The organism is Motiliproteus sediminis, from assembly GCF_017912535.1.
Taxonomy (GTDB): Bacteria; Pseudomonadota; Gammaproteobacteria; order Pseudomonadales; family Balneatricaceae; genus Motiliproteus; species Motiliproteus sediminis.
Window position 1 is genome coordinate 13,564 of sequence record NZ_JAERQK010000010.1, and the last position, 13,545, is coordinate 27,108.

The following is a 13,545-nucleotide window of genomic DNA, read 5'->3' on the forward strand; positions in this document are numbered from 1 at the left end:
TTCGATGTTGAATAAGCGATGTGGCAAAGGTAGTGGTGTGATTCAACGGGTGCTACTTTGGGTGGTGGTGTTGGGATGGGTAAATGGTGCGGCTGCTGAAGAGGTGAATCCCGATCCTTGGGAGGGGTTTAATCGCAAGATGTTTGCGTTTAACGAGGCCGTCGATGAATATCTGTGGCTGCCTGCGACTAAAGGCTACCGCTATATAACCCCGGAACCGGTACAGCGTGGGGTGCATAATTTTGTCGGTAATTTAAATGATGTGGTTTCGCTGTTCAGTAATATTCTCCAGCTTAAGTTTCACAACAGCATGCAGGACCTTGCGCGGGTGGTGGTTAACACCACGTTCGGTCTCGGTGGATTGTTCGACGTTGCAACCCCGGCGGGTGTCGCTAAACAACATGAGGAGTTTGGCCAGGTGCTGGGCTACTGGGGGGTGCCCTCCGGCCCCTATCTGGTGCTGCCTTTCCTGGGGCCGAGCAATATCCGTGACGGTTTTTCCTGGTTGCCCAACGCTTACCTGCATCCGGTAACCTTCTATGATGACGAAAGCTTTAACTGGTCCTATACCCTGCTCTATGCGCTGGATCTGCGTTCGGAGCTGATGAAGTCCGAGGCGCTGATATCGGGCGATCGCTACACCTTTATTCGTGATGCCTATATGCAGCGGCGCGAATACCTTGTTAATGATGGGCAGATAGACGATATTTACGGGGATGACGGGTTTTAGGCCCGTGACGCGGTTTGGGCCCAAGGCTCTCAGAGGCAGGCAACCGATTGAATGAATAATGCTGAACAGCAGGGGCTGATCATCGTGCCCGGAGATCTCCCCGACGTCGAGCTGGCCTCGATCGTGAAGGATGCTGCTGAATGCGGTTTGGTGCTGGGCTCGCCGATTTCACTGGATCTGGCTACACAGCGGCTTGCCGAACAGGCCTCCTTGGTCACCGTTGTCGCTGTTGACGGCAGTACCTCGCTGGAGCAGCTGCGCCAATTGGTTGTTGAGGCGGAGCCTCATCCGGTGATCGCGCTCAATAGCGGCGCCCGGCCAGCCGATCTGAAACAGTTGCTGGCGGTTGGGGTGGCCGATGTGCTGGACGCAGATTCCGCCGACACCGAACGCAACCGCGCCTCACTTGCCCGCCATTTGCGCAGAGCTGAGCTGGTTGCAGAAAGTGAAACCCTGCGTGCAGAGCTGGAACAAAGTCTGGCGCTGCTCAAGGAAGATCAACAGGCCGGTCGTCACGTACAGCGCAAAATGTTGCCGCCACAGGAGGCGGTGATCAACGATTACCGTTTCGAATACCGCATCAAGCCCTCGCTGTTTTTGAGTGGCGACTTCATCGACTTTTTCCGCATCTCTGAATCCCTGTCCATGTTCTATCTGGCGGATATCTCCGGCCACGGGGCGTCGTCGGCCTTTGTAACCGTATTGCTAAAGAACATGACCAATCGGTTACTGAGGAACTATAATCGCGGCTCCAGTTTCCATATATTATCCCCCACTGATGTTTTGTGGCGGATCAACAAGGAGCTGCTGGATACTGGCCTTGGCAAGCATCTGACCATTTTTGTGGGGTTGCTCGACCGGATTGAGAATACCTTGCAGTACGGTGTGGGCGGGCATTACCCTATGCCGATACTGCAACAGAATGGTAAAGCCGAGTTTCTTGCGGGAACGGGAATGCCCGTTGGTCTGTTTGACGACGCCGAGTTTGATGGTCGTATCGTCGAGTTGGAGAATGAGTTCAGTCTGACCCTGTTTTCAGACGGTATTCTCGAAGTGATGGATCAGCCGGACCTCAAAGCTAAGGAGCAGGCATTACTGGATGCGGCGGCACGAGGCTACCGCGACCTGAATGAGCTGGCCGTGGCGCTGGGAGTGGACCAGGTGGTTGATGCTCCCGACGATATAGCGGCGCTGAGTGTGTCACGAGTAGTTTGACCATGCAAAGCGGAAAGATTTTAGTAGCCGAGTACGAAGGCAATTACGTTCTGAAGTTCGTCGGAGACGTACGCCTGACGCTGTGCTCTACCCTCGATCATTTTCTCGAGGCGATGCTCGACAATGAAGGCTTCAAGACGGTCATTATCGACCTGACGGAAACCGAGGGTATCGATAGTACCTCGCTGGGGTTGCTGGCGAAAATCTCGGTCAAGATGAAGCAGCGTCACCAACTGCGGCCGACTATAGTCTCGACCAACGATGACATCAGCCGGATTCTGCTGAGTATGGGCTTCGACAAGGTCTTTTTTCTGATCCGGGAGTTTGAACAGCAGGAAACGTCGCTGGTCGAACTGTCACCGTTGCAGGAATCTGAGGAGCAGGTGCGCCAGCGTATTTTGAACGCGCACCGTGTTTTGATGGACCTCAACGAACATAACCGCGAAAGCTTCCGCGACCTGGTGCGCTCGCTCGAGTGCGACTGATTTTCCGCAACTGCAGTATAAATAACTGATATCAAAGTCCCGGCAGGCTGTTTTCTTGACCTGCGCAGTATCCGGTGCGAGTCTAATACTAACAACAATAACTCCTTCCCCGGAGGGTGCTGCGCTTGGATTTGGCTCAAGAAGTTGAACGACTGCGAAAAATACCGATGCTTTCCAAAGTGGAAACGTCGAAGCTCAAGCTGCTTGCGTTCACCAGCCAGCTGCTGCACTACCACGATGGCGAAGCGCTGTTCCACCTCAAAGATCCCGCCGACAGCGTCTATCTGGTAATGTCGGGGGAGGTTGAAATCCTGACCGAGAGCGAATGTGGCACCCTCAACAGTATCGTCAGGGGCGAAGGGGCCTTGATTGGAGAGATGGCCGTTATCTCCAAGACCGGGCGCAGTGCTACCGTGCGTGCCAAGGGTGGGGCAAGCGTCCTCAAGATCGAGGATGATGCCTTTTTGCAGTTGCTGAGCGGCAACCCCGAGGTTGCTCTGGATGTGATGCGCCAGTTAAGCGACAAGCTGGCGGAAGCCCATCAGGCTAACGAAGCGTTGCAAAAGCAGCTGCGCCTGGGCCCGACAGGAGAGTAAGCCGGTGGATCGGCTGCGATTCCAACAGTTGTGGGCGCGTAACGTAGACTCAGCCGAGTGCCCATCGGGTGACGACGTGTTCACCATACTCGAGCAGCTCTATGCACACCCTTCGCGCTGCTATCATGCCGGTGGTCATATTGATCAGTGTTTGTTGTGGCTGGATCGCTACGCTGATTGGGTGTCCGACCCTGACGCGGTCGAGTTGGCCCTGTGGTTCCATGATGCCTGTTATTCCCCTGATCCCCGTGGGCACGAGGCGCGCGGCGCCAAGCTTTTTCGGCAGCTGAGTCATGGTGGTATCAGTGCGTCACGACAGAATAAAATCTGTGACATGATTCTCTACACCACCCACAACGGTGCACCTCAAAGTGACGAGGAAGCACTGCTGGTGGATATCGACCTGGCCAGTTTTTCCCGTCCATGGCATCGCTATGTGGCTGATACTGCCGCCTGCCGTGCCGAGCGTCGCGAGATCAGTGATCTTGAGTTCTGCCGTTGCCAGGTCGCTTTTCTGCAGGCCATGCTGGCGCGGCCCTGTTTTTATTTCAGCCATCCTTTCCGCGAGCACCACGAGGCTGATGCTCGCCACAATATGCAACGCATGATTCGGTTGCTGCAGAAGCGCGAGCAAAAGTTGCTCAAGCGAGAGCGTTTGGTTTAGTCGCAGTGATCGAGAACAGCGCCACCGGCTGATGCCGGCCCTTGACCCGCACGTCACCTCTGGGCTCAAACGCGAGCTCCGGCGTGCAGCAGGCGTTGACGGTGGATTCCGACAACAGGATATCGGTCCCCAGCTCTTTGTTGAGCTGCTCCAGCCGGGCGGCAACATTGACCACGTCACCGTGAACGGTATAGATGAGGCGATTGCTTGACCCCATCAAACCACCCACCAGTGATCCACTGTTGATGCCGATACGGCAACGGAGCTGATTGCCGCTGAACTGCTGCGTGTGCAGCATCCGCTGGATGGCCAGAGCGGCACGCACAGCATCGTCGGCGGGGCTCCGTGATCCGCTGGCAGGGTCAAAACTGGCCAGAATTGCGTCGCCTTGAAACTGGTTGATGGTTCCACCGTGTTGCTCGAGTATCTGCTCGACCGCGGTGAAGTAACTGTTGAGGGTTGCCACCACCTGGGTTGGTGAGAGTGCTTCACTCAGGCTGGTGAAGCCGACAATGTCGATAAACATCACGGTGGCGTCATAGGTCTTGGCTTGGCCCGCCTGGGGTTGTTCGCTGGACTCGGCCAGATTACGCATCACCTGGTCGGGTACGAAGTGACTCAGGTCATCGGCGACGCTGGCCTCTACCACCGACTCGACCAGCAAGCGCTTGGCCCGATATACCGCCGCCGCCAGTACCAGAGTAACGATCACGATGGTGACCACCTTGTCGAACTCCGCCCCCAGAAGCACACTGTTGGAGGTCAGGTAGGTAACGTAGTCTTTGGTGATCATGGTGTTGGCGGCGTCTGCGAATACGACGTAGAGGATCATTATCAGCCAGCCCATGGCGGCACTGGCACCGGCAAACAGAATGAACTTGACCTCGAAACGCAATGCGCGCAACGCGATGAAGATAAACACATAGAGCAGTGTCGGTGCTTTGAGATAAAAAGAGGGCGGCTGCATATATTGCAGATGAAAGCTCCAGATCAACAGGTAGATCAGGGCCATATCCACCAGAATCGACAGGTAGGTGAAACCGTCGCTGGGCAGTCGCCGCTGGCAGACGTACAGGTGGACCAGAGTAAACAGCGTGTAAGCGGCCAATACCCAAGGCACCGGGGCGAAGGTAGCCTCCGCCGAGAAGGTTTTGGGTGACAAGGTATAGAGCAGGCTGAAGGTGAGTACAACGGCCAACTGAATGCGCGCTACCAATCGTTCGCTGCGCCACTGGTGACGATCAATGGCCGCACACACGCGCTCCGGCAGGCGGCGGTGGTCGCTGGCGTGGCGCGAGTGCTGCTCTAGCAGGTCGGCGATATGGAGGCTCATGGCGGTTCCTCTAACTCATTGACAGCTTAGGCGATAGATTGCTGTAACGTTGATTGTCGTTGCCGCCTCTATCCCCTAAGATGCTTCAAACCGTGCGAATGTTACGTAGGTGTAGGGATGCCAGAAAAATTAGAAAACGCCCGCGTTCTGATCTATAGCCACGATACCTTTGGCCTTGGGCATCTGCGCCGTTGCCGGGCCATTGCTCACGCACTGGTGGAGCGTTACAAAGGATTGTCGGTCCTGATCCTTACCGGCTCGCCTATCATTGGCCGTTTTGATTTTAAGGCACGGGTAGATTTTGTTCGTATTCCCGGTGTTATTAAACTGCACAATGGTGATTACACCTCGCTGGGCCTTCACGTCGATATTGAGCAGACGCTGGCGATGCGGGAATCGATCATTCGCCATACTGCCGAGATCTTTGCCCCCGACCTGTTTATTGTTGACAAGGAGCCGCTGGGATTGCGCGGTGAAGTGGAGCCGACGCTGGCGATGCTCAAAGCCCGCGGAGTACCGCTGGTTTTGGGGTTGCGTGATGTTCTTGATGCGCCGCATCTGTTGCGGCGGGAGTGGCAAGACAAGGGCGCTTGCTCGGCCCTGAAGCGCTACTACCAGGAGATCTGGGTTTACGGTGACCAGAGCATGGGCAATCCGCTCGATGGCCTGTCGATACCGGACGAGGTAACGGCGCGCATTTTCTATACCGGTTATCTTCGCCGTGGCCTGCCAGGCCAGGTTGCGTCGCGACGATTGCTGGATCTGCCTCGCCCCTATCTGCTGGTGACTCCAGGAGGGGGGGGGGACGGAGCCGATATGATCGACACCGTGTTGTGCGCCTATGAGGCCTGTGCGGAGATGCCCTGGCATGGTTTGTTTGTACTCGGTCCATTTATGCCCAGCGAGCAGCAGGAGGCGTTTCGCGCCCGCGCGGCAGAGCTGCCTCATGTCACTATGATCACGTTCGATAACCATCTTGAAAGCCTAATGAACGACGCGGCGGCGGTGGTTGCGATGGGGGGCTACAACACTTTCTGCGAGATCCTCTCGTTTGACAAGCGTGCGTTGCTGGTGCCGCGGACCGAACCGCGCGAAGAGCAGCTGATCAGGGCGGTTCGGGCTCAGGCCTTGGGGCTGGTGATGCTGCACGACCTGCGCGAGCCTGGCAATGGCCAACGGATGTTGCGCTCGTTACAGGCGTTGCCGGACCTGCCTCTTCCCAGTAGCCGCCTGAGTGAACACTTTATGGGTGGGCTGGACGCGGTAGCCGAGCGGATGCAGGCACTGACGGCGGTGGACGATTGCTAGCAGCGTCATCCCCCCGGGTGTTGTTTTATGTCCAGCACCTGCTGGGCATCGGTCATCTGCGTCGTGCTGCCCTGTTGGTAGAAGGCTGGCAACGAGCGGGTCTTGATGTCGCGGTGGTGCTGGGCGGCTTGCCCGTGGCAGGAATCACCTTTGGCAGCGCGCGCGTCTATCAACTGCCGCCACTGCAAGCCGCTGATGCTGACTTTTCGGCGCTGGTCGACCCCCAGGGGCAGGCGCTAAGCGAGCCATTCAAGCAAGGGCGGCGTCAGCAACTGTTGGCGCTGCTGGCGCAGGAGCAGCCCGATATCCTCATGCTGGAAACCTACCCTTTCGGGCGGCGGCAGCTTCGTTGGGAGTTGCTACCGTTGCTGGAACTCGCGGATCAGCTGCGTCCTCGGCCACTGATCTGCAGTTCGGTACGCGATATTTTGCAGCGGCGCAAGCCGGAGCGGGAGGCGGAAACTCTGGCGCTGATCGCACAGTACTTTGATCGGGTGCAGGTCCATGGTGACCCCGCTTTTGTGACCCTGCCAGAAAGCGTGCCCGGTTGCAGCGCCATAGCGCAGTGTCTTGATTACACCGGCTATGTCACGGATAGCCGGCAGCCTGACTATCGGCCGCAGTCTGACGCTGAGGTCGTGGTGAGTGCGGGGGGCGGCGCGGTGGGTTTTGAACTGTTGCGCTGTGCCATCGAAAGTCGGCCTTTGGGGCCGCTGTCCGACCGGGTGTGGCGGGTGTTGCTGGGGCCGAATGTGAGTCCAGAGGCGCGCCGGAAACTGGCGCAGTTAGCCTCTGACAGAGTGGTGTTGGAGTCGGTCCGGCCCGACTTTACCGATCTGCTCAGTCGTTGTGCGCTATCGATATCCCAAGGGGGCTATAACACCCTGATGGATCTGCTTGGTGCGGGCTGTCCGGCGGTGGTGGTGCCTTTTGAGGGGCAGGGTGAAACCGAGCAGCGGATGCGCTGCGACAAGCTGGCGGCCGCGGGCGTTGTCACGGCGGTTAACGAAACCGAGCTTACGCCGCAGCGGTTGGCCATGGCGATAACCCGGGCGTTGCACCAGCGTCGCCAGCCACTGACCTTGGCTCGCGATGGTGCGCGTCGTTCAGCGGCGTTGCTAATTCAGCGTTGGCAACAGTATCGGAGTGCGAATGGGAGCTGATCAAACCGGCCCATGGCAGGCTCTGGCTGAGGAGCTGGCACTCTGGGGCCAGCAGGGGCGCTGCGCCACCCTGTGGTGGCGCGATGATGATGCCGAACGTCAGTCACCTCAACTGGCCCGGCTGGATCAGCTCAGCCGCGACTATCAGGTGCCATTGGCGCTGGCCGTGATTCCCCAAGGCGCGGATAGCTCTCTCTGCCCGCTGCTTGCCGCCAACCCGCTGTTAATTGCCTATCAGCACGGCGTTGCCCATCGCAATCATGCGCCGCAGGGCGCGCGCAAGTGTGAGTTGGGCGATGATCGGCCGCTAGCAGCGATGGTGGCGGAACTGATTGCCGGGCGTGAGCGCCTCGCCGGATTGTTGGGAGATCGCTTTGAAGCGGTGCTGGTGCCGCCCTGGAACCGCCTGAGCGAATCGCTGCTGCTGCAGCTTGATAGTGCCGGCTTCACGGGGTTGTCGACCCTCGCACCCCGCCGCCGCAGGTTTATTCGGCAGTTGAATGTGCATGTGGATCTGATCGACTGGCGCCGCGGGCGCTGTTTTGCCGGGGATGATGAGGTGCTGGGGCAGTTGATTGCTCATCTGCGCGCACGTCGCAGCGGTGCGGTCGACGGTGGCGAGGCGACCGGCATCATGAGCCATCACCTGGCCCACGATGAGGGGTGCTGGTTATTCCTGCGGCAGCTGTTTGATTTTATCGCCGCGCAACCGCACGCACGCTGGATCGATTCACGTACTGAGTTTCGTGGTGATCAGTCCTGCAGATAAATAAATCCACGCATTGAGTCCGGTGCCGCCACCATGTGCCATTGCTGGCAGGTTGCGCGGGCTCGCTATGCCGTCTTCGTTGATCCCGGGGGTTATAGCAGCGGCTGGAGCAGTGTGCGCAATCTTTGTGATGCTGCCTCCAGACTGTGGCACTGGCGAACGTGTTCTGCCGCGCAGCGGCGCAGTTCGGCCAGCCGCTGCGGGCGATCGAGCAGCTCTCGTGTCGTCCGGGCCAGGGCTGTACTGCTGCGGGGCTCGGTCAGCACACCGGTCTGGCCATCGGCTACCACGGCGGCAACGCCGCCCTCGCGCCCTGCGATCACTGCGCATCCAGACGCCTGCGCTTCCAGCAGCGCGATGCCGAACGCCTCATTCACTGCCGGCCACAGCAGCAATTCGGCCTGCTGGCCCAGCGCGGCGATGGTTGGGGTTGGCTGCTGGCCCAGCAACCTTACCGCGGGGTGATTAGCGAACGCGGACCTCACTTCGCTGGCGGCATCGCCGTCACCGACCACCAGCAGTTGCCAGTCGTCGCCGGCCAGTTGGTGGCAACAGTCCGCCAGTAGCCGGTAGGAAGCCAGCTTGTCGCCCGGACGCATCATCGCGACGCAGAGCAGCCAGCGCCGGTTGCTATCGAGGTTAAAGCGTTTGGCCAGTTGCCGGCGGGTCTGCCCCGGCGACTCGAACGGCGCAAGGTCGATAAAGGGCGGCAGGTCGGCCTGGGGCAGTGTCGGCACCGCCTCAGTCAGACCCCGGCGGTCGACGGGGTTGAGACAGATAGCCAGCGCGGCGCGCTGAAGTGCGATGATGCTGGCCTGGTAGCCAGCGTGCCAGCGGCCATGCTGCTGCTTGGTGGCGACCGATGCCTCGACCACCACGTAGGGAATACCCAGCGCCTCGGCTACCGCCGGGCCGATATGGTCCGGGGCCTTGTGATAAAGGTGATAGGTGAGCCAGAGCGCCGGGCGGCGGGTGAGAGGGGCGCGTTGATAACGCCGGATCAGGCGCTGGCTCAGACGTTCGCCGAGCTGCCGCAGGCGCTGTTGCCGGATGGCGTCGCCCCGGCCCTCGTAGCTGCGCAGAGACGCTGCCAGCTCGACCTCGAATCCACTCGTCTGCAAAGCACGCATCAGCATACGCGCCATCTCCCGATCACCGGAGGGAACCGGGTGATGGGGGGGCTTGAGAGGTGCGTAAAAAGCGATCCGGCTCACTCTTGACCCTCGCACAGGGCGGGCGTCGTAACCAGGTCCGGGCCGAATCGCTGCAGCAGTTGGTCGATGCCGCGATCGACGGCAAACTGCTCCCTCACCCGCTGATAACCTGCTACTGCCAGCTGCTGGCGCAGCTGGGGTTGGCGGATCAACTGTGCCAGCGCGCTGGCAAGGGCGACCGGATCGTGCTGGGGTACCAGCCAGCCGGTTTCTGCATGGGTGATCAGTTCCGGAATCCCGGACAGGTCGGTCGACAGGCACGCCAAGTGCTGGCTCTGAGCTTCCATCAGCACATTGGGCAGACCATCACGGTCCCCGTCGCCATGAACGCGGCTGGCCAGTACAAACAGGTCCGCTTGACGGTACGCTGCCAGTACCTGCTCCTGTGGTTGCGCGCCCAGCCATGTCACCCGGTCACTGAGACCGAGCTCTTCGGCCAGGCGTTGCAACGACTGACTCAGCTCACCGCCGCCGATGTGGGTCAGCGTCCACTTCAGTCCGGCGGGCAGTTGGGCCAGCGCGTTGAGCAGATCGTCGTAGCCTTTTTTGGGCACGGCGCGTCCGACCGATATCAGCCGTACGGTGGTGTTTTGACCATCAGCGGTTGAGGCCGCAGCGGTCGGCGGCATGGGAAAGCGGCTGAAGTCGAGGCCGTGGTAGACCAGCCCGATCCGCTCCGGTTCGGGAGCCAGTGTCGCAAGGTAATCGCGGTTGGCGCGAGTACAGGTGACCAGCCACTCCAGCTCGGCCAGCTTTTCGCTCAGCTCCCAAGGCTCCAGCGTCCAGATATCCTTGGCGTGGGCGGATGCCGACCAGGGGTGAGCGGTCAGGCGGGCGCAGTAGCGGGTTACCGAGGCCGGGGTATGAATAAAATGGGCGTACAGGTGTTTAATAGAGGAGGGGAGCTCGCGCGCCAGCACCAGCGCCTGGCCGAAACGACGCAACCGATTGCGGCTGGGGTCGCGCCGCCAGTCCCGCCACCACAGGGGCAAATCACGCCAGAAGGTGCGTCGAAACAGCGCCCGGGCCAGTGCCAGCAGTACCCGCAGCGGTTCCTGGTGGAGATATTCGGGCAGGTAGAGCACCGGTGCTGCGATCTCATGATGGATGGGGTGACGCGCACTGTCGGTGGGATGCCGCAGGGATACAATCAACAACGCCATTCCGCGCAGCTCAAGCTGGCGGATCTCCTGGGCAATGAAGGTTTCAGACAGGCGAGGGTAGCCCTTGAGCACCAAGGCAACGGTGGGTGACACGGCACACTCCTTATGGTCGAATGCCCCGACTATAACACTCGGGTGTCGGTGCGGAAGATAGAAGCGTTTGAATCAATAACGATTTATCGCTGCTATGTCACCGATCTATTGGCTAAGCTAGTATCTACGGACGGCACCGCAACATGGCGGCAGCGTCGCAGACGGGGGACGGGACGAATTGATGGAATCGTCCATTTTCAAGTTCATTCTCAAGTACACCCTGCGAGACCAGATCTGGATTTTGCTGCTGACGCTGGTGTCCTTCCCGTTCGTGTACGCGACTCTCGAAGTCCCCAAGATGATCATCAACGATGCCATCGGTGGGGCGAACATACCGCAACAGGTGTTTGGTTACCCGGTTGACCAGATCAGCTATCTGGGGCTGCTGTGCGCTGTCTTTTTGGCGCTGGTGCTAATCAACGGCGCGATTAAATACGTGCTTAACGTCTATCGGGGCATCGTTGGCGAGCGCACCTTGCGGCGACTTCGTTATCGGTTGTACGACGCGATTTTGCGTTTTCCCGCACCCCGTTTCAAAAAGATCTCCCAGGGAGAGGTGATCCCTATTATCACCGCCGAAACCGAGTCACTGGGCGGGTTTGTGGGTGAGGCCTTTGCGTTGCCTGCCTTTCAGGGCGGACTGCTGCTGACCTACCTGTTCTTTATCTTCAATCAGGACCCGTTACTGGGGGCGGCGGCGGTGGCGCTTTACCCGCTGCAGATGTACCTGATTCCCAAACTACAACGCCAGGTCAATAAGCTGAACAAAAAGCGGGTGCTGCAGGTGCGCAAGCTGGGCGACCGTATCGGCGACTCCATGGCGGGTGTGCGCGAGGTTCATACCAATGACACCTCCCATTTTGAGCGTGCGGTGATCAGCCAGCGGCTGGGAAAGATCTTCGTTATACGCATGGAGATCTTCCGCAAGAAATTCTTCATCAAGTTTCTCAACAACTTTTTGGCGCAAGTTACGCCGTTTTTCTTCTACCTGATCGGCGGTTATTTCGTTATCAAGGGGGAGTTGTCGCTGGGCGCGCTGGTGGCCGTGCTGGCGGCCTACAAGGATCTGGACGCGCCGTGGAAGGAGCTGCTGCGTTATTACCAGGCCAAAGAGAGTGCGCGGATCAAGTACGACCAGATTATCGAACGCTTTGAAGTAGACGGTATGCTCAACGCCGACCTGCAGCAAGGGCCGGTATTGCGGCTGGAACTGGATAAAAGCGGCTGGCAGGGGCATTGGGTCGGCTACGCTGAAGAGGAGGGCGTGCAACTGCTGGAACGGCTCAGTTTCACGCTGGCGGCGAATGCTCATGTGGCTGTGGTCGGCAGGGGGCCTAGCGGCGTGGAGGCGTTTGGGCAGTTGTTGGCGCGCCTGGTGATGCCCACCAGTGGCAAACTGACCCTTGCCGGGGCGGATCTGCGCCAGCTGCCGGAATCTGCCTTGGGGCAGCATATCGGTTACGTAGGTGCCGGTGCGCATCTGTTTTCCGGCAGCATTCTGTACAACCTGCTTTATCCGCTGCGACATCGTTTTAACCAGCAACAGGATGATGAAACGGCGCGCGCCAAGGAGATTCTGTTTTCCCGCCAGTCCGGCAACAGTACTGCGGACCCTGACGGGGTATGGATCGAGCCCGATGCCTTGCAGCTTGAGGGGGATGAGGCGCTCAACGACCATATTCACTGGGCCCTGCATCAGGCAGACCTCGACGATGACCTGTTTCAGCTGGGGCTGCAGGCTGATCTGGCAGAAGCGGCCAGCGACGCGCTTAAACAGCGGATGCTGGATGCGCGCGCGCGCATCCGTGAACGCCTTGAGGAGGACTCGTTCCGTGGGTTGGTGGAGCCGTTTGACTGGAACCGCTACAACACCAACCTGAGCGTGCATGAAAATATTCTGTTCGGTTCCACCCGGGCTCGGCCCGATGGTGAGGAGGCTGCGCAAAACCCTCTGGCTCGTCAGTTCCTGCGTGATCAGGGACTGCTAGAGGACTTTCTGCGGATCGGCCGGCAGTTGACCGAAACCATGGTTGATCTGTTCTCCGACGTTGAAGAGAGCAGTGATCTGTTTGAGCGTTTCAGCTTTATTCGGGCTGAAGAGCTGCCCGAGTATCGCGCCTTGTTAAAGCGCACCAGCAGTGAAGCCATTGATATCGATGACGAAGAGGCCACGCAGAAATTTCTCAGCCTCACCTTTATGCTCTGTCCGGCGCGTCATCGTCTGGGGCTGATAGATGCCGGCATGCAGCAGCGTATTTTGCGTGCGCGCCATGCCTTTGCCGAGTTGTATCGCAATCAGGGGACGCAGATCGAGATCGAGTTCTTCGAGCAACAGCAGTTCAACAGCGGCTTGAGCCTGCTGGATAACCTGCTGTTCGGTAAACTGGCCTATGGTCAGGCAAGGGCTAATGAGCGGGTAACGGGGTTAATTCATGATGTGATTCATGAGCTGGGGCTGGAGCGTGATGTGCGCGACGCCGGGTTGCGCTTTGAGGTAGGGACTGCGGGCAGTCGTCTCTCCCTGCCGCAACGACAGAAGCTGGCCATCGCCCGGGCGTTGATTAAAAAACCGGATGTGGTGATCCTGAACGAAGGGACCTCGGGTTTGGACCCGACTACCGAACGGCGGGTACTGGAACGGCTGCGGCAGAGTCAGCAGGGGCGGGGGTTGGTGGTGATCACCGGACGGCCGGAGCTGGTGCAGGATTTTGCCCAGCTGATGTTCTTCGAGCGCGGCCAACTGGTGGCCGAGGGCCCCTATGATGAGCTGATGGATAAAGAGGCCGGCTTCCGTGCGCTGGCTGGATAAGCG

At 59.2% G+C, this 13,545-nt stretch carries 12 protein-coding genes; 9 read left to right on the forward strand and 3 right to left on the reverse strand.

The window, feature by feature from the left end; genetic code table 11:
• Positions 1–4: 4 nt before the first annotated feature.
• The 5 genes from JJQ76_RS14975 to JJQ76_RS14995 all read left to right on the forward strand — a co-directional run bounded on the left by JJQ76_RS14975 (position 5) and on the right by JJQ76_RS14995 (position 3,690).
• Entirely contained in the window at positions 5–730 is a 726-nt protein-coding gene (locus JJQ76_RS14975) for an MlaA family lipoprotein (protein ID WP_210397692.1), read from the forward strand.
• A 51-nt stretch (positions 731–781) separates the two neighbouring features.
• On the forward strand, positions 782–1,945 hold the full coding sequence (locus JJQ76_RS14980) for a PP2C family protein-serine/threonine phosphatase (protein ID WP_210397693.1): 1,164 nt from the start codon (positions 782–784) through the stop codon (positions 1,943–1,945).
• 2 nt (positions 1,946–1,947) lie between these two features.
• Entirely contained in the window at positions 1,948–2,430 is a 483-nt protein-coding gene (locus JJQ76_RS14985; RefSeq protein WP_210397694.1) for an STAS domain-containing protein, read from the forward strand.
• 125 nt (positions 2,431–2,555) lie between these two features.
• Positions 2,556–3,026: a cyclic nucleotide-binding domain-containing protein gene (locus tag JJQ76_RS14990; RefSeq protein ID WP_210397695.1), complete on the forward strand. Its 471-nt coding sequence runs from the start codon at positions 2,556–2,558 to the stop codon at positions 3,024–3,026.
• Between the two features lie 4 nt (positions 3,027–3,030).
• Positions 3,031–3,690 carry an HD domain-containing protein gene (locus tag JJQ76_RS14995; RefSeq protein ID WP_210397696.1) on the forward strand — a complete coding sequence of 220 codons (660 nt, stop codon included), beginning with the start codon at positions 3,031–3,033 and terminating at the stop codon, positions 3,688–3,690.
• Here the strand turns inward: JJQ76_RS14995 and JJQ76_RS15000 are convergent.
• Positions 3,668–5,023 carry an adenylate/guanylate cyclase domain-containing protein gene (locus tag JJQ76_RS15000; RefSeq protein WP_210397697.1) on the reverse strand — a complete coding sequence of 452 codons (1,356 nt, stop codon included), beginning with the start codon at positions 5,021–5,023 and terminating at the stop codon, positions 3,668–3,670. The genes JJQ76_RS14995 and JJQ76_RS15000 overlap by 23 nt on opposite strands.
• Before the next feature lie 117 nt (positions 5,024–5,140).
• Here JJQ76_RS15000 and JJQ76_RS15005 point away from each other — a divergent pair, with 117 nt between their 5' ends.
• From JJQ76_RS15005 to JJQ76_RS15015, 3 genes are read left to right on the forward strand one after another with little or no spacing between them, the layout of a single operon-like run.
• A complete protein-coding gene (locus JJQ76_RS15005; protein WP_210397698.1) occupies positions 5,141–6,331 on the forward strand; it encodes a glycosyltransferase family protein in 1,191 nt (396 codons plus the stop codon).
• Positions 6,325–7,494: a glycosyltransferase family protein gene (locus JJQ76_RS15010; RefSeq protein WP_210397699.1), complete on the forward strand. Its 1,170-nt coding sequence runs from the start codon at positions 6,325–6,327 to the stop codon at positions 7,492–7,494. Before JJQ76_RS15005 ends, JJQ76_RS15010 begins: the two co-directional genes overlap by 7 nt.
• A complete protein-coding gene (locus JJQ76_RS15015) occupies positions 7,484–8,263 on the forward strand; it encodes a polysaccharide deacetylase family protein (RefSeq protein ID WP_210397700.1) in 780 nt (259 codons plus the stop codon). The genes JJQ76_RS15010 and JJQ76_RS15015 overlap by 11 nt, the downstream gene beginning before the upstream one ends.
• A gap of 92 nt (positions 8,264–8,355) precedes the next feature.
• Here JJQ76_RS15015 and JJQ76_RS18175 read toward each other — a convergent pair whose 3' ends face one another.
• Both JJQ76_RS18175 and JJQ76_RS15025 read right to left on the reverse strand, forming a co-directional pair.
• On the reverse strand, positions 8,356–9,477 hold the full coding sequence (locus tag JJQ76_RS18175; protein ID WP_210397701.1) for a glycosyltransferase family 4 protein: 1,122 nt from the start codon (positions 9,475–9,477) through the stop codon (positions 8,356–8,358).
• On the reverse strand, positions 9,474–10,733 hold the full coding sequence (locus JJQ76_RS15025) for a glycosyltransferase family 4 protein (RefSeq protein ID WP_210397702.1): 1,260 nt from the start codon (positions 10,731–10,733) through the stop codon (positions 9,474–9,476). Before JJQ76_RS15025 ends, JJQ76_RS18175 begins: the two co-directional genes overlap by 4 nt.
• A 181-nt stretch (positions 10,734–10,914) precedes the next feature.
• Between JJQ76_RS15025 and JJQ76_RS15030 the strand changes: the two genes are divergently transcribed.
• Positions 10,915–13,542 carry an ABC transporter transmembrane domain-containing protein gene (locus JJQ76_RS15030; protein ID WP_210397703.1) on the forward strand — a complete coding sequence of 876 codons (2,628 nt, stop codon included), beginning with the start codon at positions 10,915–10,917 and terminating at the stop codon, positions 13,540–13,542.
• Positions 13,543–13,545: the final 3 nt, after the last annotated feature.

What these genes read in the sequence shown, in the direction of transcription:
- JJQ76_RS15005 (WP_210397698.1), top strand. Translation starts at nt 5,141, where the DNA reads ATGCCAGAAAAATTAGAAAACGCCCGCGTTCTGATCTATAGCCACGAT.
- JJQ76_RS14985 (WP_210397694.1), top strand. Translation starts at nt 1,948, where the DNA reads ATGCAAAGCGGAAAGATTTTAGTAGCCGAGTACGAAGGCAATTACGTT.
- JJQ76_RS14980 (WP_210397693.1), top strand. Translation starts at nt 782, where the DNA reads ATGAATAATGCTGAACAGCAGGGGCTGATCATCGTGCCCGGAGATCTC.
- JJQ76_RS14975 (WP_210397692.1), top strand. Translation starts at nt 5, where the DNA reads ATGTTGAATAAGCGATGTGGCAAAGGTAGTGGTGTGATTCAACGGGTG.
- JJQ76_RS15000 (WP_210397697.1), bottom strand. Translation starts at nt 5,023, where the DNA reads ATGAGCCTCCATATCGCCGACCTGCTAGAGCAGCACTCGCGCCACGCC.
- JJQ76_RS15030 (WP_210397703.1), top strand. Translation starts at nt 10,915, where the DNA reads ATGGAATCGTCCATTTTCAAGTTCATTCTCAAGTACACCCTGCGAGAC.
- JJQ76_RS15015 (WP_210397700.1), top strand. Translation starts at nt 7,484, where the DNA reads ATGGGAGCTGATCAAACCGGCCCATGGCAGGCTCTGGCTGAGGAGCTG.